The organism is Streptomyces sp. NPDC026575 (assembly GCF_055567415.1).
On record NZ_JBVHQM010000009.1, the window covers coordinates 12,459 to 32,651 of the forward strand.

18 protein-coding genes are annotated in these 20,193 nt (G+C 73.6%); 13 read left to right on the top strand and 5 right to left on the bottom strand.

What is annotated here, in order from left to right:
- Window positions 1-2 precede the first annotated feature (2 nt).
- On the top strand, window positions 3-1,169 hold the full coding sequence (locus tag ACZ4NB_RS14315; RefSeq protein ID WP_467661301.1) for a serpin family protein: 1,167 nt from the start codon (window positions 3-5) through the stop codon (window positions 1,167-1,169).
- An 87-nt stretch (window positions 1,170-1,256) separates the two neighbouring features.
- Here the strand turns inward: ACZ4NB_RS14315 and ACZ4NB_RS14320 are convergent, their stop codons facing one another.
- Window positions 1,257-2,063 carry a tyrosine-protein phosphatase gene (locus ACZ4NB_RS14320; protein WP_467661303.1) on the bottom strand — a complete coding sequence of 269 codons (807 nt, stop codon included), beginning with the start codon at window positions 2,061-2,063 and terminating at the stop codon, window positions 1,257-1,259.
- Window positions 2,064-2,313: 250 nt separating this feature from the next.
- Here ACZ4NB_RS14320 and ACZ4NB_RS14325 point away from each other — a divergent pair, with 250 nt between their 5' ends.
- Window positions 2,314-3,156 (top strand): SGNH/GDSL hydrolase family protein, encoded by an 843-nt coding sequence (locus tag ACZ4NB_RS14325; protein WP_467661305.1) that lies wholly within the window; start codon window positions 2,314-2,316, stop codon window positions 3,154-3,156.
- 70 nt (window positions 3,157-3,226) lie between these two features.
- Here the strand turns inward: ACZ4NB_RS14325 and ACZ4NB_RS14330 are convergent, their stop codons facing one another.
- On the bottom strand, window positions 3,227-3,721 hold the full coding sequence (locus tag ACZ4NB_RS14330) for an ATP-binding protein (protein ID WP_467661307.1): 495 nt from the start codon (window positions 3,719-3,721) through the stop codon (window positions 3,227-3,229).
- 110 nt (window positions 3,722-3,831) lie between these two features.
- On the opposite strand from ACZ4NB_RS14330, the gene ACZ4NB_RS14335 reads away from it, so the two are divergent.
- The 3 genes from ACZ4NB_RS14335 to ACZ4NB_RS14345 are packed head-to-tail and all read left to right on the top strand — an operon-like array spanning window position 3,832 to window position 5,886.
- Window positions 3,832-4,698 carry a helix-turn-helix domain-containing protein gene (locus ACZ4NB_RS14335; RefSeq protein WP_467661309.1) on the top strand — a complete coding sequence of 289 codons (867 nt, stop codon included), beginning with the start codon at window positions 3,832-3,834 and terminating at the stop codon, window positions 4,696-4,698.
- 7 nt (window positions 4,699-4,705) lie between these two features.
- A complete protein-coding gene (locus ACZ4NB_RS14340; protein WP_393500283.1) occupies window positions 4,706-4,984 on the top strand; it encodes a DUF397 domain-containing protein in 279 nt (92 codons plus the stop codon).
- Complete coding sequence (locus ACZ4NB_RS14345; RefSeq protein WP_467661311.1) at window positions 4,981-5,886, top strand: SAM-dependent methyltransferase; 906 nt, start codon at window positions 4,981-4,983, stop codon at window positions 5,884-5,886. Before ACZ4NB_RS14340 ends, ACZ4NB_RS14345 begins: the two co-directional genes overlap by 4 nt.
- 48 nt (window positions 5,887-5,934) lie before the next feature.
- Here the strand turns inward: ACZ4NB_RS14345 and ACZ4NB_RS14350 are convergent, their stop codons facing one another.
- Window positions 5,935-6,954, bottom strand: coding sequence for a carbohydrate kinase family protein (locus ACZ4NB_RS14350; protein ID WP_467661313.1), 1,020 nt, complete (start codon window positions 6,952-6,954; stop codon window positions 5,935-5,937).
- A gap of 207 nt (window positions 6,955-7,161) precedes the next feature.
- On the opposite strand from ACZ4NB_RS14350, the gene ACZ4NB_RS14355 reads away from it, so the two are divergent.
- The 8 genes from ACZ4NB_RS14355 (at window position 7,162) to ACZ4NB_RS14390 (ending at window position 15,251) form a co-directional block, all read left to right on the top strand.
- Entirely contained in the window at window positions 7,162-8,568 is a 1,407-nt protein-coding gene (locus ACZ4NB_RS14355; protein ID WP_467661315.1) for an NAD(P)/FAD-dependent oxidoreductase, read from the top strand.
- Between the two features lie 64 nt (window positions 8,569-8,632).
- Window positions 8,633-9,478: a GNAT family N-acetyltransferase gene (locus ACZ4NB_RS14360; RefSeq protein ID WP_467661317.1), complete on the top strand. Its 846-nt coding sequence runs from the start codon at window positions 8,633-8,635 to the stop codon at window positions 9,476-9,478.
- Between the two features lie 307 nt (window positions 9,479-9,785).
- Window positions 9,786-11,024: an MBL fold metallo-hydrolase gene (locus tag ACZ4NB_RS14365; RefSeq protein WP_467661319.1), complete on the top strand. Its 1,239-nt coding sequence runs from the start codon at window positions 9,786-9,788 to the stop codon at window positions 11,022-11,024.
- 156 nt (window positions 11,025-11,180) lie between these two features.
- The gene (locus tag ACZ4NB_RS14370) at window positions 11,181-13,223 is read left to right on the top strand and encodes a sensor histidine kinase (protein WP_467661321.1); all 2,043 of its coding nucleotides are present in this window, start codon (window positions 11,181-11,183) and stop codon (window positions 13,221-13,223) included.
- Window positions 13,213-13,656 carry a roadblock/LC7 domain-containing protein gene (locus ACZ4NB_RS14375; RefSeq protein ID WP_467661323.1) on the top strand — a complete coding sequence of 148 codons (444 nt, stop codon included), beginning with the start codon at window positions 13,213-13,215 and terminating at the stop codon, window positions 13,654-13,656. The genes ACZ4NB_RS14370 and ACZ4NB_RS14375 overlap by 11 nt, the downstream gene beginning before the upstream one ends.
- A complete protein-coding gene (locus ACZ4NB_RS14380; protein WP_467661325.1) occupies window positions 13,653-14,054 on the top strand; it encodes a DUF742 domain-containing protein in 402 nt (133 codons plus the stop codon). The genes ACZ4NB_RS14375 and ACZ4NB_RS14380 overlap by 4 nt, the downstream gene beginning before the upstream one ends.
- The gene (locus ACZ4NB_RS14385; RefSeq protein WP_467661327.1) at window positions 14,032-14,649 is read left to right on the top strand and encodes a GTP-binding protein; all 618 of its coding nucleotides are present in this window, start codon (window positions 14,032-14,034) and stop codon (window positions 14,647-14,649) included. Before ACZ4NB_RS14380 ends, ACZ4NB_RS14385 begins: the two co-directional genes overlap by 23 nt.
- Entirely contained in the window at window positions 14,646-15,251 is a 606-nt protein-coding gene (locus ACZ4NB_RS14390) for a GAF domain-containing protein (protein ID WP_467661329.1), read from the top strand. Before ACZ4NB_RS14385 ends, ACZ4NB_RS14390 begins: the two co-directional genes overlap by 4 nt.
- A gap of 63 nt (window positions 15,252-15,314) precedes the next feature.
- Here the strand turns inward: ACZ4NB_RS14390 and ACZ4NB_RS14395 are convergent, their stop codons facing one another.
- The gene (locus ACZ4NB_RS14395) at window positions 15,315-16,634 is read right to left on the bottom strand and encodes an acyl-CoA dehydrogenase family protein (protein WP_467661331.1); all 1,320 of its coding nucleotides are present in this window, start codon (window positions 16,632-16,634) and stop codon (window positions 15,315-15,317) included.
- Between the two features lie 289 nt (window positions 16,635-16,923).
- Window positions 16,924-20,157, bottom strand: a complete 3,234-nt coding sequence (locus ACZ4NB_RS14400; protein WP_467661333.1) for an amidohydrolase family protein — start codon at window positions 20,155-20,157, stop codon at window positions 16,924-16,926.
- Window positions 20,158-20,193 lie beyond the last annotated feature (36 nt).

Sequence of the window (20,193 nt, forward strand, 5' to 3'; positions counted from 1 at the left end):
CGATGGTCGCCGGGACGACGGTGCGGTCGGTCAACACGATGACGGCGCGCTGGGCGCGGGAGGCGGTGGGGAAGCAGAGCACGGTGCTGACCGCGGCCGGTGTCTGGCCGCTGCTGGCCCTGCTCGCCGGCCCGGCTTCCGGCCCGGCGGGTACGGAGCTGGCCGAGGCGCTCGGCACCGATCCGGAGCAGGCGGTCCGCGAGGGCGCCGCACTGCTCGCCGCGCTGGACGCCGCGGACGGCGTCGACGCGGCGGTGGGCCTGTGGGCCCGCCGCACCCTGGCGCTGCGCCCCGCGTGGCTGGGCGGTCTGCCGCCCGGCGTGCACGGCGAGCTCACCGACGACCCGGACGCGGACCAGGCGGCGCTGGACGACTGGGCGCGCCGGCACACCGACGGCCTGATCGAGCGGATGCCGGTGCAGGTCACCCCCGACATGCTGCTGCTCCTGGCCAGTGCGCTACTGGTGCGCACCACCTGGGTGCGGCCGTTCGACGCGTTCCCGGGCCGGGTGGGCGAAGGGCCCTGGGCGGGGCGGGAGCTGACCTCGCTCAGCCGCTCCGGGCCCGACGTGGACCAGGTGCGGGTGCACACCACACCGGCCGGTCCGCTCACCGACGTCACGGTCGAGGGCGACAACGGCCTGGACGTGCATCTGCTGCTCGGCGGGCCCACGATGCCGGGCGCCGAGGTGCTGGACCATGGCGTCGCGGCGCTGGGCGGCAGCTACCCTGCGGTCTCCGGCGCGGCGCTGGGCGCCGGGGCGGGCCCCGGGCTGACGGTGACGACGGTGCCCAGTGACGACCCCGCCCCGCGGTTCCAGCTCACCACCGCGGCCTTCACCGTCGACGCCGACCACGATCTGCTGAAGCGGCCGGACCTCTTCGGTCTCGCCAGCGCCTGTGACACCTCCCGTGGGCACTTCCCCGGGATCAGCGACACTCCGCTCGCGGTCGCGGCCGCCCGCCAGACGGCGACCGCGACCTTCGGCCCGCTGGGCTTCCGGGCGGCGGCCGTCACGGTCCTGCCGGCTGCCGCGGGCGCCGCACCGCCGCCCCCGCGCCACCAGGCGCTGCGGATCGCGGCCCGCTACGACCGGCCCTTCGGCTTCCTCGCCGTGCACCGGGCGTCGGGAACGGTGCTGGTCGCGGGCTGGGTCGCCGAGCCGTGAGCGCGGGGGCCGGCCGGGCCGGATTGCTGGAGAACTCGTAGGCGTCGATCGTGACCCGGAGTCCGCCACACGGCCGTCCGCGGCGGGTCAGCCCTCCAGCAGCCGGTCGCGCAGCCGCTCGCGGGTGGCGGGCGCCAGCTTCAGGCCGTCGGTGAGGTAGCTCTCCGTGGAGCCCCAGGTCTCCTCGATCGCGGCGTAGGCCGCGGTGAGGTAGTCGGCGTGCGCCCCGAACAGCGGCGAGAGCAGCTCCAGTACCTCCGGGGACATCCCGACCGCGGAGTTGTCCGAACGGCGGATCTTGTAGCGGCGGTGCGGCTCGTTGGACTTGAGGTAGTCCTCCTGGATGGCGTCCCGCTCCACGCCGACCGCCAGCAGGGTCACCGCGACGGACAGGCCGGCGCGGTCCTTGCCGGCCGCGCAGTGCATCAGCGCCGGGACGCTGTCCTCGGCGAGCGCGTGCAGCACCCGGCTGTGGTCTTCGGTGCGGGTGGTGATGATGTGCCGGTAGGTCGCCGTCATACGGGCCGCGGCCTTGCCGTCGCCGAGCAGGGAGCGCAGCTGCCCCAGCTCACCGTCGCGCACCATCGTCCAGAACTCCGCGCCGTCGGCCGGGTCGGTGAGCGGGATGTTCACGTTGCGCACGCCGGGCAGCGCGACATCGGGGCCCTCCAGCTTGATGTCCGAGGCATTGCGGAAATCGAAGATGGTGTGCAGCCCGAGGCCGGCCAGAAACGCCGCGTCCTGTTCCGTGGCGTGGGCGAGGTGCCCGCTGCGGAACAGCCTGCCCTCCCGTACGCGACGCCCGTCCACGGTCGGCAGCCCGCCCACATCGCGGAAGTTGCGGACCTCCGCGAGCTCGGGCTGTGCCTGGGGGACCTGCGGCGTCTGCGTCACGGGCGCTCCTTGAAGTCGGCCGGCGACGCTGCTTGTCGACGGCGCGGGCACAACCGACGATACGACACTGGTGCAATAGTCAATCAAGCCGCGATGGTGGTGTGTGGAAGCGCGGGACGGCGCTCGGCGCGGCGAGTGATCGATCATTATTCCAACTTGAGAAGAATTTGACCTGGTGGCATTAATCACCTCCCGTCAACCCCTGGTTACGGTGGCGTAGGTCACTTCTGAAGGTGAAGTATGTCCTGACGTGGCAGACGATTCGAAGAACATCAGCAGCGGCGCCAGGAGCGCTGCAGATGAGTCGCAAGACTTCATCACCGGCGCCCACGGCGCCATCGGGTCGTACGCAGCCGTCGGGGACAGCTTCACAGAGGGGGTCGGGGATCCCGGCCCTGACGGGGTGTACATCGGTTGGGCGGACCGCCTCGCGGTCCTGCTCTCGGACAAGCAGGCGGAGGGGGACTTCCGCTATGCCAACCTCGCCGTCAGGGGGCGGCTGCTGGACCAGATCGTCGAGGAGCAGGTGCCGCGGGCGAAGGAGCTCGCCCCGGCTCTGGTGACGTTCTGTGCCGGCGGCAACGACATCCTGCGGCCCGGCTCGGACCCGGACGCGGTCGCCGAGCGCTACGAGGCGGCGGTGGCCGATCTGCGGCAGACCGTCGGCACGGTCCTGCTCTGCACCGGCTTCGACACCCGCGGTGTCCCGGTGCTCAAGCATCTGCGCGGCAAGATCGCGACGTATACGGCGCATGTGCGGGCCATCGCGGACCGGCATGACTGCCCGGTGCTGGACCTGTGGTCGCTGAAGTCGGTGCAGGACCGGCGGGCCTGGAGCGAGGACCGGCTGCATCTGTCGGCCGACGGCCACACCCGGGTGGCGCTGCGCGCGGCCCAGGTGCTCGGTCTGCGGGTGCCGGCCGACCCGGACCAGCCGTGGCCCCCGGAGGCGGAGCGGTCGGCCGCCGAGGCGCGGCGGGACAACATCCACTGGGCGCGGGAGCACCTCGTGCCGTGGATCGGCCGCCGGCTGCGCGGCGAGTCCTCCGGCGACCATGTCGAGCCCAAGCGGCCGGACTTGCTTCCGCTGTAATGCGGCCGCGGCCCGACGGCGGGCCCGCGGCATGACCGAGGCCCCGCTTCCGCAGGTGCGGAAGGGGGCCTCAGTTGTGTGCCGCGGTGCCCTTGTACGGCAGGTCCGCCCAGACGACCCGGCCCGCACCGCTGTCGGCGGGCCGCGATCCCCAGCCGTCGGACAGGGCCCCGACGAGGAACAGGCCCCGTCCGCACTCCTTGTCCACGCTGCCGGGCTGGACATGCGGCGCCGAAAGCCCCGGCCCGCCCTGGTCCGTGATCTCTATGCGTATGTGCGTCCCGACGAGGGACAGCTCGCAGCCGACCTTCTCGCTGTCGGTGTGCCGTACCGCGTTGGTGAACAGCTCGGAGACCACCAACTCCACGTCGTCGCGGACCTGTTGATCCGCGCCCCACTCGCACAGCAGCGCACTGGCGCGTCTGCGCGCCTCGGGAACGGACGTGCGTCGCGCCGGCAAGTGGAACGCGTCCTGCGGGTACTGGGCGACGAAGCCGCCACAGCGCCCTAACGAAGAAGCGTTGTTGGAGGAAGCCACGTCGTAACTATGTGCGATGTTGGTCACCGATGGCAAGGATCACTCTGTAATTTGCAGAATCGTAAATGCAGTCTGTTCGTTAATAGTGACGGCATGACACACTGCTGATCACTGACATCAGTTGGAGGCGATCGGACGTGGCGGACCCACGGTCGGCAGGCGCACCGACCGTCCTGCGGGTGGTGCTCGGCAAGCGGCTGCAGGACCTGCGCGAAAAGGCGGGACTCTCCTTCGAGCAGGCCGCCGCGGCGCTCGATGTGACCCACGCCACGATAAGGCGCATGGAGAAGGCCGAGGTCGGCCTCAAACTCCCCTACGTCGAGAAGCTGCTGGCGACCTACGGCGTCAGTGACGGCGACGAGATCGAGGGCTTCCTGTCGCTGGCCCGCGAGGCCAACAAGCCGGGCTGGTGGCACCGCTTCCGCGATGTACTGCCCGAGTGGTTCAGCGCGTTCGTCAGCCTGGAGGGCGAGGCCAACCTCATCCGCGCCTACCAGCCGCACTACGTCCCCGGGCTGCTGCAGACCGAGGACTACGCCACCGCCGTCCTGCGCGCCGGTATGCCGCACGCCTCCGCGGCCGACATCGACCGCATCGTCGCGCTGCGCATGGAACGGCAGGCCCTGCTGACCCGCGAGAACGCGCCGATGCTGTGGGTGGTCATGGACGAGACCGTCCTGCGGCGGCCGATCGGCGGACCCAAGGTGATGCGCGACCAGATCAGCCGGCTCATGGAGGCCACCGCACTGCCGAACGTGCGCCTGCAGCTCATGCCCTTCGCCGCGGGCCCGCACCCCGCGATGTACGGGCCCTTTCACATCTTCCGCTTCCCGATCCCGGAACTCCCGGACATCGCATACGCGGAAAGCCTCGTCGGAGCCGTGTACTTCGACCAGCGCAACGACGTCTCGCAGTTCCTGGAGGCCCTGGACCGGATGTGCGCGCAGGCCGCGCCGGCACACACCACAGAGGCCATTCTGGGTGGCTTTCGCAAGGAGATCTGAACCCCCCATGGATCGCATACGCATCTACAACGGCATGCCCGCCAAAGAACTGGGCACAGAGGGCTGGCACAAACCATGGAGCGGTGGGAACGGCGGCGAGTGCGTCGAGGCGATGCGGCTGGGGGACGGCCGCATCGCGCTGCGCCAGTCGACCGATCCGGACGGCCCGGCCCTGATCTACACACACCGTGAAATGGTGAGTTTCATCGAGGGCGCGAAGGCCGGCCACGCCGACTTCCTGCTCTCCGCCGCACCGGGCCGGTGCACCGAACGGAGGTCGGCATGAGCGAGCAGAACACCTCCCCGGCGGCCCCGGACCCGGAGGCCCCGCAGATCGGCCCGTACGCCCCGGGGCCGGCGCACTCCGGCTTCGCGGCCGAGGAGATCGACACCAGCCGTCCGCACCCGGCGCGGATGTACGACTACTACCTCGGCGGCTGGGACAACTACGAGGTCGACCGGGTGGCCGCCGAGCGGGTCATCGAGGTCCACCCCCAGGTGCGGCTCAGCGCCCGCGCCAACCGCGCGTTCCTTCGCCGGGCGGTGCGCGAACTGGTCGCCGGCGGCATCCGCCAGATCATCGACATCGGCACCGGCATCCCCACCTCGCCCAACACCCACGAGGTGGCCCGCGAGATCGCCCCCGACACCCGCGTCGTCTACGCCGACAACGACCCGATCGTCGCCACCCACGCCGGGGCCCGGCTGACCAACACCGCGCACACCGGATTCGTGCTCGGCGACGTCCGCGACCCCGAGGCGGTCCTGGCGCACCCCACCGTCCGCGAACTGATCGACTTCGACCGGCCGGTGGCGCTGCTGCTCGTCGCCGTGCTGCACTTCGTCCGGGACGACGAGGACCCGGCCGGCATCATCGCCACCCTCGCCGAGGCGCTCCCCGCGGGCAGCCACCTCGTCCTGTCGCACGCCACCGACGAGCCCTACGAGGCGTACGAGGGCGGCCGCACGGACGAGGTGGCGCGGGCCGGTGTGCAGGACGTCTACAAGAGCGCCACCGCCACCCTCAACCTGCGGTCGAAGGCCGGCATCGAGCGGCTCTTCGGACCGTTCGCCCTGCTGCCGCCCGGCGTCGTACGGGTGCCGCTGTGGCGGCCGGACGGCGCGGTGCCCGGCGCCGAGGAGCTCAACAACACCATTTTCTACGGCGCGGTGGGCCGCAAGGGCTGAACACCGGCCACCGGCGGGGGCGGCAGGCCGCGGGCGGCGCCCGGCGGCCTACGCCCCCGCCGGGGAGACCTGGGCCTCCGGCGGTTCCGGGAGCCCCGGCGGCTCCACCACACGTGCCGTCAGGGTCGGGGCGACCGCCGGGGGGTCGGCGACCGCGCCGCGCAGATCGTCCGGTCCGACGAGGGCGGTGTGCGTCCCCGGCGCGGTGCACGCATGCGCTCCCGCGACGGCGCCCATCCGCGCGCACTCCTCCAGCGGCCGACCCGCCAGCCGGCCGTAGAGGAAACCGCAGGTGAAGGCGTCGCCGGCGCCGTTGCTGTCCACGACGGGGCCGGGCGGGGCCACGGCCGGCACGAGCCGCGGGGTGCGGTCGTCGGGCGTGAGGAGGTACGCGCCGCCCGCGCCGGCCGTCGCGATCACCGCCTCGGCGCGCCCCTGGCGGAGGATGTCGCGCATGACGGACCCGATCCGTTCGCCCGCCCCGGCCGTACTGAGGAACACCAGGTCCGAGCGGAGCGCGAACTCCCGGTGATGTTCCGTCAGACCGTCCCAGTCGTGCAGATCGGTGGAGACGGGGAGGCCGAGCGCCTCGATGTCGTCGTAGACGAAGCGCGCGAAGTGCGTGATCGACAGATGGACGTGCCGGGCCCGGCGCAGCGCGGGGAGGTAGTGCTCGGCCGGCATCCGCAGCTCGCGCGGGTCGCGGGCGTCGTGGAAGGACATCCGGCGGCCGTCGGGGGAGACGAGGTTGACCGCGCGCCGGGTGCCGTGCGGGGAGAGCAGCGGACGGAAGTCGACGCCGGTGCCGGCCAGCCGCTCGCGGACCAGGCTGCCGGGATGGTCGTCGCCGATGAAGTCCAGGAGCCCGGTGGCCAGCCCGAGCGCCGCGCAGCCCAGCGCGACGCCGGTGCCGGTGTGTCCCGCCCACTCGCGGATGGGCGCCACCGGGTGGGAATCGGCGAGCGGCACGGGCAGCGCGCCGACCGGCACGACGGTGTCCACGCCCGTCCCGCCGAAGACGAGTACGTCGTATGCGTCATACGGCTCAGAATCCTGCTGGAATGTCACAAGCGTCCTTGAATCTCTTGCTGGTGAGGCGAATCCCTTGCTGGTGAGACCGTTTGCGGACCGGGTGCGTCCACTGCCGGGGAGTCTAGACGCAGGGGCGCCGCAAATCGGGATGTCAGGGACTGGGGTGGCACGAGGGAGGAAAGGATTCGCAAGAAGTCGTGCGGATCGGTGGCCGGGCGGGCCCGGCAGGGGAGCGAGGCGGGGATGGCAGAGCACTCCAATGGCGGGCGCACCGCGATCGTGATCGGGGGCGGGCTCGCCGGAATGCTGGCCGTCACCGCCCTGGCGGGACACATCGAGGCGATCACGGTCGTCGAACGCGACCGCTATCCGCAGGGCCATGCCTTCCGTAAAGGCGTTCCGCAGGCCCGCCATCTGCACCTCCTCCTCAGCGGCGGTCAGCGGGCGCTGGAGGAGCTGCTGCCCGGCACGGTCGCCGCGCTCACCGAGGCGGGGGCGCGCAGTCTGTACCTGCCGCGCGACATCCTCACCCGCACGCCCACCGGTTGGCAGCGCCGCTTCGATGAGCGTCGCCATCGCATGCTGAGCATCACCCGGCCGGTGCTGGACGCGGTCGTACGCGAGCGGGCGCTGCGGGCGGCCGCCGGCTCGACCACCCGGGTGAAGGTCCTGGAGGCGACCGAGGCGATCGGGCTGACCGGGGACGCCGGCCGGGTGAGCGGGGTGCGGGTCCGGTCACGGGACGCCGGGCCGGGCGAGCCCGCCGAACGGACGCTGCCCGCCGCGCTCGTCGTGGACGCCTCGGGCCGGGCCTCCCGCGCGCCCCAGTGGTACGCCGAACTGGGCCGGACCTCGCCGCACGAGGAGTCCGTGGACGCGGGGCTCGCCTACGCCACCCGGATGTACCGGCCCAAGGACCCGGACACCGCCCCCGACGCGGGCGTCAACGTCCCCGGCTGGCCGGAGTGCCCCCGCGGCGCCGCGTACATCCCGGTCGAGGACGGCAACTGGCTGCTGACGCTGTCGGGGGTGCGCGGGCACCATCCGCCCACGGAGGAGGCCGAGTTCACCGCGTTCAGCGCCACGATCGGCGACCCGTACATCCACGAACTGCTCGCACAGGCCGAGCCGCGCTCGCCGGTGCACGGCTTCCGCGACACCCGCAACCGGCGCCGGCACTTCGAGCGCCCCGGTGCCCTGCCCGAGGGGTTCCTCGTCCTGGGGGACGCCGCCTGCACCTTCAACCCCATATACGGGCAGGGCATGTCGGTCGCCGCACTGGGCGCGCTGGCGGTGCGCGACACCCTGGCGGGCGGTGGCGGCCTGCGCCCCGGTGCCACCGCCGCGGCGCAGCGGGCGGTGGCCCGCGCCGTGGAGCCCGCCTGGCTCGCCGCAGTCGGCGCGGACCGCCCCTACGCCGATGGCCAGGACGCCGGGGCGGGCCTCGGCGAGCGGCTGAGCACGTGGTACCTCGACCGACTGTTCGCCCGCGCCGCCGTCGACCGCGTCGTCGGCGACGCCTTCCGGGACGTCTTCTGCCTCACCGCCCCGCCCACCCGGCTCGTCGCCCCCCGGATCCTGCTCCGCACCCTCCTGCTGCCCCGCCGCCCCGGACTCCCCGCCCCGCCCACGGCCGTCGAGGGGGCCTGAGCGCGGCCGGAGCCGGCCCGGAAAACCGGCTGCGTCCGCCCGCGGACCTGCGGGAGGGTGAGACATGGCATGGACGACGACCCGTGACCCTGGTGCGTTCGAGGCCGCCGCGGGCGAGTTCCTGCGCGGGCGGCCGGCCGAGCACACGGTGCTGCTGACGGTGGTGTCCGCCCTGCGGGAACTGGGCCGGGACAGGTACGGGGACGACGCACCGTCGTTCGGATGGTGGCGGCGCGGCGGGGGCGCGGTCGGCGCCGCGTTCGTCTGGACCCCGCCGCGTACGGTGCTGCTCTCGCCGATGCCGGACGGTGCCGCGGCCGAGCTGGCGCGGGCGCTGGCGCAGGAGTCGGGCGGTATCCCGGGGGTGAACGGCGCGCGGGCGGCGGCCGAGGTCTTCGCCGCGGCCTGGCAGGAGCGGCGCGGGGGAGCGGTGCGCCTCGCCAAGCGCCACCGCCGCTACCGGCTGGGCGCGCTGACGCCGCCGGACCCCGCACCGCCCGGTGCGGCCCGCCCCGCCACGCCCGCCGACCGGGAACTCGTGCTCGCCTGGTCCACCGCCTTCGCCGCCGAGACCGGCGGCCCGCCGCCCCGCGACTCCCGTGCGGTCGACGACCGCATCGCCGGCGGCCGCTGCATGCTGTGGGAGACCGGCGGACGGCCCGTCGCCATGGCCGGGGTCACCGCCACGCTCTGCGGCATGGCCCGGGTCGCCCCCGTCTACACCCCGCCCGAGCTGCGCGGACGCGGCTTCGCCGGGGCCGTGACCGCCGCTGTCTCGGGCGCCGCCCGGGCCGCCGGTGCCCACGAGGTGCTGCTCTTCGCCGACCTCGCCAACCCCACCAGCAACGCCCTCTACCAGCGGCTCGGCTACCGCCCCGCCGAGGAGCATGTCGCACTTGAGTTCGAGTAGGGGGTTTGTGGATGCTCTGCTCCCTGGGGGCGCCGGGGCCCGCCTGCCCTGCCCACCAGCCCGGAAGACGCCCGGCAAGACCTCCGGGAGGACCTCCGAGAAGGCAGCTGAGAGGACACCCGGGAAGACCTCACGGCCCTGCCTGGAATGCCGCGGCCGGTCGCGCGGTTCTCCTCTGCGGGTGATGGTGTTGAGTCCGGGTGTCGCGGTGCGGAGAGCGTACGGCGGCGCCCCGTGGCGCGGTGTGCCGGAACCCGCCGCTCGCGCGGCCCGTTCACTTCGCGACTGCCCCGACCATGGAGGTGCCGTGACCGGTTCCCGACCCCGCCGCACTCGACTTTCCGCCCTGCGCCCCGCAAGCTTCGGCGCCGAGCCCACGGGAGAGCGGCTGGCCAGGATGCGCAGATCACCGCAGTTCGTGGACGGACAGTTCCGCAATCCGGCGCCCACCAGGCAGCTGCTCCACGGCTCCGCGCTGCCGATGGCGCGTACCCAGATGAGCCGCGAGGGGCGGCTGCGCCGGGCGCCGGTCGGCCGGATCCCGGTGCACCGCCCGACCGCCGAGGACTGGGGCCGGCCGCCCGCCTCCGGGCTGCGGCTCACCTGGATGGGCCATTCGAGCGTGCTGGCCGAGATAGACGGGCGGCGGGTGCTCTTCGACCCGGTCTGGGGAGAGCGCTGCTCGCCCTTCACCTGGGCCGGACCCAAGCGGATGCACCCGGTGCCCGTCGAGCTGGACGCGCTCGACCCGGTCGACGTCGTGGTGATCTCGCACGACCACTACGACCATCTCGACATGCCCACGATCCAGGGCCTGATCCGCACCGGCGCGGCCTTCGTCGTCCCGCTCGGGATCGGCGCCGACCTGGAGTTCTGGGGCGTCCCTGAGGAGCGCATCACCGAGCTGGACTGGCACGAGGCCACCCGCATCGGCGGTCTGACCCTCACCGCCACCCCCGCCCAGCACTTCTGCGGCCGCGGCCTGCGCGGCCCGCAGCACACCCTGTGGGCCTCCTGGGTGGTCGCCAGCCCCCAGCACCGGATCTACCACAGCGGCGACACCGGCTACTTCTCCGGCTTCGCCGAGATCGGCGCGGCACACGGCCCGTTCGACGCGACGATGATCCAGATCGGTGCGTACAGCGATTTCTGGCCGGACATCCATATGACTCCGGAGGAGGGGCTGCGGGCGCACGCCGACCTGTCCGGCGGCAGCCCGGAAGGGGTGCTGCTGCCGATCCACTGGGGCACGTTCAACCTCGCGCCCCATCCGTGGTCCGAGCCCGTGGAGCGCACGGTCGCGGCGGCGCGGCGGCACGGCGCGAAGGTGGCCGCACCGCCACCGGGCAAGCCGTTCGAGCCCGCCGACGAGCCGGTCGTGGAACCCTGGTGGCGGGCCGTGGCCGTGCCGCCGGTGCAGGGCTGGCCGAGTTGGCCCCCGGCGCGCGTCGCACCGGCGAGCGCCGTCCGCGAGCCGTCGGAACTGTCGCGACCGTCCGGACCGCCGGAAGAAGCGTCCACGGAGGCGTCAACTCCCTCTTTGTGAACGGGGGTTCGGATCGGCTCGTACGGGCGTGCGTGCCCCGTCCACCCAGGGAGGTGGCGCGGGGTAGCGAAACGCCGAAGTAGGTCCGAACCCCACCCCCGCAACAACTAGCGTGCGTGCTCCGTGAACCGCCGACGGCCGATCCGGAGGGCGTCCATGCCTACCGCATTCCCCCAGGGGCCCCAGACGTCCCAGGAGGCTCCAAGGTCCCCGGAGATCCAGGATTCCCCGGGGGCAGCCCCCGTTCCCGCTGTCAGGCGGCGGGAACGGGAGGGTGGACGACACGGCCGCGCCTCCTTCCCCGAGTCGGCCGCCGACTCGGCGATACGGTCCCGTCTGGTCCGGCTCACCGCCGTCCCCTGCCTGCTGACCGCGGTCGTCTGCACCGCCGTCGCCGCCTTCGTCGTCCAGGCCGGCGGCGCCCGGATCACCAGCCGGGAATGGGTGGTGCTGTCCGGCGGGCTGGCCATCGTCTGCGTCATCGTGCTCACCGCGAGCGCGGCCGCCAACTCCGAGGCCCGCGCCACGGTCACCCGCTACGTCCGACTGCGCCAGGTCTGCGCCCGCAGCCAGTCCGACCTGTACGACCTGCTGGACCGGGTGCGCCAGGGCGAATGGCTCCAGCGCCGCGACCCCGAGGCGCCCCTGGCACCCACCGGCGACACCCTCGACCTGCTCGCCCACGAAGTGGCCGCCGCGGGCCGGGCCGCCGAGTCCGCCGTCATCGACGCGGTCGCCATCGCCCGCAGCAACGCCAGCGGCAGCGAGCAGAAGGTCGAGGTCTTCGTGAACCTCGCCCGCCGGCTGCAGTCCCTGGTGCACCGTGAGATCGAGCTGCTGGACGAGCTGGAGAACCAGGTCGAGGACCCGGATCTGCTCAAGGGCCTGTTCCACGTCGACCACCTGGCCACCCGCATCCGCCGGCACGCCGAGAACCTCGCCGTCCTCGGCGGCGCCATCTCGCGGCGCCAGTGGAGCCGCCCGGTCTCCATGACCGAGGTACTGCGCTCCTCGATCGCCGAGGTCGAGCAGTACCCGAGGATCAAGCTGGTGCCGCCGATCGAGGGCACCCTGCGCGGGCACGCCGTCGCCGACGTCATCCACCTGCTCGCCGAACTCGTCGAGAACGCCACGATCTACTCCGCCCCGCAGACCCCCGTCCTGCTGCGCGCCCAGCTCGTCACGGCCGGCCTCGCGGTCGAGGTCGAGGACCGCGGCCTGGGGATGTCGGCGGACGAGCAGACGCGGATGAACGCGCTGCTCGCCGACCCCGACCACGTCGACGTCGACGAGCTGCTGAGCGACGGCCGGATCGGGCTCTTCGTGGTCTCCTCGCTCGCCCGCCGGCACGGCATCGTCGTCCGGCTGCAGAGCAACATCTACGGCGGTGTGCAGGCCGTGCTGATCCTGCCGCAGGGACTGCTCGGCGCGGACTTCGCCGACGGCGAGGCGGGCGGTGCCGGCGCGCCGCGCATCGGTTCACCGGACACCGACCCGGCCCGCGAGCACGGCGGGTACGACGGCGGCCACGACCCCGAGGACGACGCCGGCCACGACCGCCAAGCACCCCACGACCGCGGCGGCGACGGCCCCCGGACCGCGGCGATCCCCGCACCCGCCCCCGCCCCCGACGACGCGCTCGGCACCCCGCAGCGCGGCTACGGCGACCTTGCGGCGCCGGTTCCCGCCCAGGTCTCCGCGGACACCGACACCGGCTCCGGCGCGCTCCGCCACCGGTTGGTCCACGCGGCGGGCACCCACCGTCCCGAAGCCGCCCTGCCCGACGCACCCACCCCCGACCCGCACCGCCCCGAAGCCGCCCACGGCGCCCCCGCCGGCCCCGGCCCGGTCGTGCTGCCGCCCGCGCCGCCCGCCGTCGACAACAGCGCCCGCCCTCGGCTGCCGAGGCGGCGCAAGCAGACGCACCTCGTCCCCGAGCTGCGCGGCGAGCCGATCCTGCCGTCCGCGGCGCGCCGTACGGGCCCCGAGCCCGAGCACGACCCCGGCCTGATGGCCGCCTTCCGGCGCGGCTTCAGCCTCGCCGACGACAGCCACGCCGGCCCCGCCGGCGACGACGGCACCACCCCGGCCCACGGCGGCGACCCAAGCGGCCCGGCCGGCGGTGACCCGCTCCACAACCCTGACCACGAGGCCCCCACGGCCCGCCCCCGAGGAGACGACCGCAACCATGGTGAGTGATGTGCGTGCACAGACGCAGCTGCAGAGCAGTCAGCACACCGACCTGTCCTGGCTGCTGACCGGGCTCGTCCAGCGCGTGCCGCACGCCCGCAGCGCCCTCCTGCTGTCCTCGGACGGCCTGGTCAAGGCCGCCCACGGCTTCGACCCCGACAGCGCCGACCACATGGCGGCCCTCTCCTGCGGCCTGTACTCCCTCGCCCGCAGCGCCGGCGCCCGCTTCGGCGAGGGCGACGACGTCCTGCAGGTCGTCGTCGAGCTGGAGTCGTCGTTCCTGTTCGTCTCCACCGCCGGATCGGGCGCCTGCCTGGCGGTGCTCGCCGGGCGCGAGGCCGATGTGGCGGTGCTGGGCTACGAGATGTCGATGCTGGTCAAGAGCGTCCGGCCGTACCTCGCCACCCCCGCGCGCCACCAGGCGTCCGCGGGCGGCCGTTGACCGCGGCCGCGCGCCGGGGGCAGCGGGGCGGGGAGGCGTGGTACGACGACGCCGCGGGCCGGCTGGTCCGCCCGTACACCATCAGCAACGGCCGGACCCGTCCGACGGCGCACTTCGACCTGCTGACCATGGTGATGGCCACCGGCCGCCGGCCCGTCGCCGGGCAGGGCCCCGAACACGCCCAGGTGCTGGGGCTGTGCGGCGGGCCGGTGTCGGTCGCCGAGATCGCCGCCCACATACGGCTGCCCGCCGTGGTCACCAAAGTGCTCCTCGCCGACCTCGTCGACTGCGGGGCGCTCACCGCGCGGGCCCCCGCGGCCGTTTCGGCCGGGCCCGCGTCCCGTACCGACCGAGCCCTGCTGGAGGCGGTGCTGAATGGACTTCGCAAACGACTGTGACACCCGGCAGGCGGACGCCCCGGCCGATCTCTTCCCCACGGCCCTGAAGATCCTGGTCGCGGGCGGCTTCGGGGTCGGCAAGACGACGTTCGTCGGAGCGGCCAGCGAGATCGAGCCGCTCAGCACGGAGGAGCTGCTCACCCAGATCAGCGTCGGCACCGACGATCTGGCGGGCGTCGAGGAGAAGCAGACCACGACCGTCGCCATGGACTTCGGCCGGATCACGCTCGGTCCCCGGCACATCCTCTACCTCTTCGGGACGCCGGGGCAGCAGCGCTTCTGGTTCATGTGGGACGAGTTGTCCAGCGGTGTGCTCGGCGCGGTCATCCTCGCCGACACCCGCCGCCTGGACCAGTGCTTCGCCGCCGTCGACTTCTTCGAGCGGCGCGGCATCCAGTTCATCGTCGCCGTCAACGAGTTCGACGGCTCCTACCGCTACGAGCCGGAAGAGATCCGCAACGCCATGGACCTCGCCCCGGAGACCCCCGTCGTGCTCTGCGACGCCCGCCAGTGCAGCTCGGCCACCCACGTCCTGGTCTCGCTCGTCCAGCATCTGCTCACGCCCGTCCTCGCCGCGACCCCGGAGCCGCCATGAACCACCCCGCCTCCCGCGTCCCGTACGTCTCCTACGACCCGACGCGCCATCTGCTGCTCACCCCTCAGGACGACGAGGCTCCGGCGCGGGTGGCCCGGCTGCGCGCCCTGGGCATCGGCGACACTCCGCTGCCCGCGTTCGACGACTTCGCGCGCAGGCTCGCCCGGACCACCCGGGCGCCGTACGCGATGGTCAACTTCATCGACGAGCACCGGCAGTACTTCGCCGGCCTCTACACGCCGGCCCAGGACCAGGCCGTCGAGCTGGGGCCGGCGCCCGCCAGCGCCCAGCCCGGCCGGGAGATGGACCGCGACCACGGCTACTGCCCGCATGTCATCGTCCGCCGCAAGGCGCTGGTGCTGGAGGACGTCTGCGACTATCCGCGGTTCGCCGGCAACCCCGTCGTCGACGAGATCGGCATCCGCTCCTATCTGGGCGCGCCACTGATCGACCGCACGGGCATGGCGCTGGGCACCGTGTGTGTCGTGGACCTCGAACCGCGCCCCTGGGGGCGGGAGGGGCTGGCGACCATCAAGGCGAGGGCCGCCGAACTCGTCGAGCAGATCCACCGCATGGAGCAGCGGCAGAGCGGTACCGGCTGATCCGCCGCGGTGGCCCGGGCGGTGGCCGGTCCGGGGCCGCGGCCCCGGGGCAGGGCCGGCCGCTCACCTCAGGCGGGCGCACCACGAACGCCGCCGGGCCGGTCCGGTGCGCTGTTCCGGCACCGTGGCCTGGACGTCCTCGACCGGGGCCGGGTCCGCGGGGGCATCGGCGGTGTCCTCCTCCGGCCACTGCGACGGCTCCAGCCGCAGCAGCTCCGCGAGCCGGGCGGACCACTCGCCCTTCGTCTGGCCCAGCGCGATCTCGCCCAGGCGCAGCAGCTGGACGTCGGAGGTGCCGGCCGGCGCGAAGATGTGGTGGGCGTCGCGCAGGAAGCGCTCGACGGGCCGGTTGGTGAACAGCCCGCACGCGGCATGGATGTCCATCGCGTCGCGCGCCGACTCCAGCGCCGACTCCACATTGACCAGCTTGGCGTTCATCAGCTCCGCATCGCACGGCAGCCCCCGGTCCAGCAGGTGCACCGCGTGGTACGCGGACAGCCGGGCCAGCAGCAGCCGCGACTGGATCCGTCCGAGCTTGAGCTTGATGTTGCCGAGGTCGGCCAGCGGTCTGCCATAGCGCTCGCGCTGCGCGCAGAACGTCGCCGTCTCGTCCAGCACGGCCTGATGGATGCCCAGCGAGACGGCGGTCAGATTGGGCCGTCCGTACAGCACGCTGGAGGAGTACGCGACGGAGAGCCCGTCGCCCTCGCGGCCCAGCAGATTCGCCGCCGGGACCCGGCAGTCGTCGAAGCACAGCTCGCCGAAGCTGAAGCCGTGCAGGCCCATCGCGGGCTGCTGCGGTGCGACCCGGAGACCGGGGCTGCCGGACTCGACGAGGAACGCCGACAGCCCCTTGGAGCCCTCGCCGGTGCGCACGACGACACCGTGCAGATCGCCGACATGGCTGTTGCCGACGTAGCACTTGCGGCCGTTGAGGAGGTAGTCGTCGCCGTCGCGGACCGCGGTGCTCTCCATGCCCAGGACGTGGCCGCCGGACTGCGGTTCGGTGACGGCGATGGTCGGCAGGCAGTCCCCGGAGGCGACGGCCGGCAGCCAGGACTTCTTCTGCTCCTCGCTGCCGAAGTGGACGATCTTGGCGACGCCCAGCTGGGACGCCTGCACCATCGCGCCCATCGCGGCGCTGACCCGTGAGAGCTCCTCGATGATGAGGGTCTTGGCGACATGCCCGGCGCCCATTCCGCCGTACGCGCGGTGCACCGTCGCGCCGACCCAGCCCTGACGGGCGATCAGCCGCGAGAGGTCACGGCAGACGGCACGGCTCGCCTCCATCTCCGCGATCCGGGGGCGGACCTCCCTCTCGGCGAAGTCACGCACCTTCTGCCGGAGTCCCTCATGCCGCTGGTCGGTGAAGTAGCGATGCAAGACGAGCCCTCCTCCGCGATCTTCCCCGTGCTGGTCGCACCCCGCCCGGGACCGCCCTGGCGGTGCCGTACGCGGTGAACGTTCCGGAACGTGATCTATCGCTTACCGGGTGCAATACCCGTTGGCATACCTGTTGCGGACCGCGCAAAACATCAACCGGGGGCATCGGCGGCAGGAGTGGGAGCGCGAAGCGCGGGCGCACCACCCCGGCCCGATGAATGGGGTGGCGCGGTTCCCGGAGCCCAGGAACCGCGCCACCCCACACCACCCGACCGCCGGGCGACGGGCGTCAGTGCCCGTGGTCGCAGCAGGACTCACGGCGCTGCTGCCGGCCCACCTCCAGCCAGTCCGCCACGGACGACCGCAGCGCGCGGGCGGCGGGCGCGGGGAAGGAACCGACCAGCTCCCGCTGCTCGAACAGCCGACCGCCGCGCAGCACCCCCGAGGTCCGCACCAGCGAGTCGAAGTCGCTGAACGGATCGCCGTCCACCAGCGTCATATCGGCCAGCTTGCCGACCTCCAGCGTGCCCAGATCCCGCTCGGCGCCGAACACCCGGGCGGGCAGCGCGGTCGCGGTGCGCAGCGTCTGACTCACGCTCAGACCGCCTCGGTGCAGCGCCCGCAGGCACAGGTGCAGGCCCAGTCCCACCGGCGTCAGCGGCTGGTCGGTACCCAGCGCGACCAATCCGCCGCCGCTCAGCACCCGCCGGTAGACGCCGACCTCGGTCTCGATGTCGGTCAGCTGCGCCGCGGTGGGGCGCTGCCCGGCGTTCTCCCGTACGAGCGCGGAGTCCCAGGGCGGCATCAGCCGCCCCACCCGCACATCGTCGGCCAGCGCCGGATCGTCACCGAGCAGCGCCTCCGCCGAGAACGGGGTCGCGAGAAGGTGGAAGTCGCCCTTGGCGTAGACCTCCTCGACGTCCTGGTAGGCGTGCCCCGCACGGGACACCGCATGCCCGAACTCCAGGCGCTGGGTGGCCTGCAGATGGGTGGTCAGGTCCTGGCCCAGGTGGACGCCCGGGGTGAGCAGATGGCTTCCGGAGCGGACCCCGAGCCGGTCGTGGGCGAAGCGTGCCGCCTCCTCCATCACCCAGCCCGGCGCCCGTACGTAGGTCTTGACGAAGTCCCAGTCCAGCGCGGCGCCGCGGGCCAGCGACCGGTGCAGGCCCGCCCGGGTGCGGTGCGCCCGCCCCATGCTGTAGGCGACCCGTCCGCCGTCCAGCAGCTCCCCGCAGGTCAGCAGCCGCGGCCCGGCGAGCGCACCGGCGGCCACCGCCTCCCGGATGCGGACCTGTTCATAGGAGAAGCCGCCGCAGGAGACCGCGGTGGTGATGCCGTACGCCAGCTGCAGCGCGGTCTGCCGGCCGCCGTACGTCGTCTGCCAGGGGTGGGTGTGCGCGTCCCACAGGCCGGGCAGCACGGTCCGCGCGGAGGCGTCCACCCGGCGGGCCGCGCCGGACCGCCGCGGGCGGTGCGGTTCCACGGAGGTGATCCGCCCGTCCCGCACCACCACATCGACGTCCTCGCGCACGGTGTCGCCGGTGCCGTCCCAGAACCGGCCCGCGTGGACGACGGTGTCCCGGGCGCGCGACGGCCGGTGGGCGAGGGTGAGCGGGACGCTCCGGGCCGGGCCGCCGGTCACCGGGATCAGCCGCAGCCCGCCCGGCGAGAGGTAGAGCAGGGTGCCGGAGTCGCCGGACCACGACGGATGGTCGGCGCTCTCGTCGGTCAGTCGCCGCGGCGCCCCGTCCGGCGCACCGTCGGGCCGCACCGGCAGCACCCACAGCGCGGACTCGGCGATCAGCGCCATCCAGCGGCCGTCGGGCGACCACACGGGCCCGGAGTCGTAGCGGTCGGAGATCGAGACATGCTCGGCGAGCGCGAACAGCCGGTCCTCGCCGGTCTCGGTGTCCACGACCCGGATGACGTTGTAGCCCTCGCGGAAGCGGCGGTTGAGGCGGTTGCGGTCGCAGTAGGCCAGATAGCGGCCGTCCGGCGACCAGCTGGGCCGGCCGGGCAGCCCGCCGGCGCCCATCGGCGCGGCCAGCACCCGCTCCCCGCCGTCGGACAGCGTGCGTAGGACGAGATTTCCGCTCATGTCGAGCGCGGCCAGCCGCCCGCCGTCCGGGGACAGCGCCGGCTGCACCCGGCCCCCGGTGGCCAGCACCGTCTCCTCGCCGGAGGCCAGGTCCCGGCGGCGCACCGCGAACAGCCCGTCCCGGTCGTCGGCGTACAGCAGCGCCCGCCCGTCGCGGGACCAGCTCGGCGCCAGGACGTAGCGGGTGGCGTCGGCGCGGACGATCCGGCGTGGCGCACCGCCGCCCGAAGTGGGCGCCACCCACAGCGAGTTGAGGGCGGCGAAGGCGACCCTGCGGCCGTCGGGGGAGAGCGCCGGCAGATGCACCCCGCGCACCGGGCCGGAAGCCGTCCGCTCGAAGCCGTAGTCCTTGACGCGGTAGCCGGGGCGGTCCAGGGGCATCCGGGCGGTGAACGGGATGGTCTCGGCCCGCCGCGGGGCATCGGGCCGGACGATCCGGAACTGCCCGCCGACGGTCAGCAGCAGCTCATCGCGCGAGACCCAGCGCGGCGGCACCGGCTCCACATCGCCGTCGACCGCCACCGGCGCACCGTCCACCACCAGCGCGCAGGTCGGCCCCGGATAGTCCGTGGTCCGCAGATAGGCGAGCCGTCCGGCGGGGGACAGCGCCGGCACCATCACCTGGGCGGCCGAGGCATCGGTGTGCTCGGTGCGCACCGGGCCGCGGCCGTCGGCGGGCACCGAGACGACCGTATGGCAGGCCAGCGTCGCGCCCGCCGCCTGACCGCGTACGAAGAAGATCCGTGAGCCGTCCGGCGACCAGCACGGGTCGAAGTCCTCCCAGGCGCCGCCTTGATGCGGGCCGTCCTGGCCGGGCAGTCCGGTCACCCGGGTCAGCCGCCCGGTCTTCACCTCCAGCACCCACAGGCGGTAGGCACTGCCCGCCACCGCGTCGCCGCCCCGCTCCGAGGCGAAGGCGATCCGGGTCCCGTCCGGGGACCAGGCGGGACCGCGGTCGTCCCACGGGCCGTCGGTCAGCTGCCGGAGCCCGGAGCCGTCGGTGGCGAGCGTCCACAGATGGAAGTTGCCGCCCTTGTAGGCGCACAGGGCGATCCGGTGGCCGTCGGGGGAGTGCACCGGACGGGTGGGCTCCAGGTCGGGCGGGGTCAGCGCCACCGCGTCGCCGCCGGCCCGCGGCAGCGACCACAGCACGTTCTGAATCTCGGCGATCAGCCGGTCGCCGGCCGGTGCGAGGGAGGCCGCGCCGTTGGTGGCGGCCGTGAAGGACAGTACGGCGCCTGGGGCTCCGGCGCCGCTCGCCGCGGCGCTGGGCGCGGCGACACCGGCCAGGCCCGCCGCGGCGGCCGCCGAGGCGGTGCCCTGGAGGAATCTGCGCCGGGAGAGCGGCCAGGGGCGAGGGGGCTCGGCCGGAAGAGGGGTGCCGGGCGGTTCGGGGGAGTTCTCGCAACGGTCCGCGGTGTCCAACGGTCCTCCTGTGTCAGGCGGTTGTGTCACTGGTGC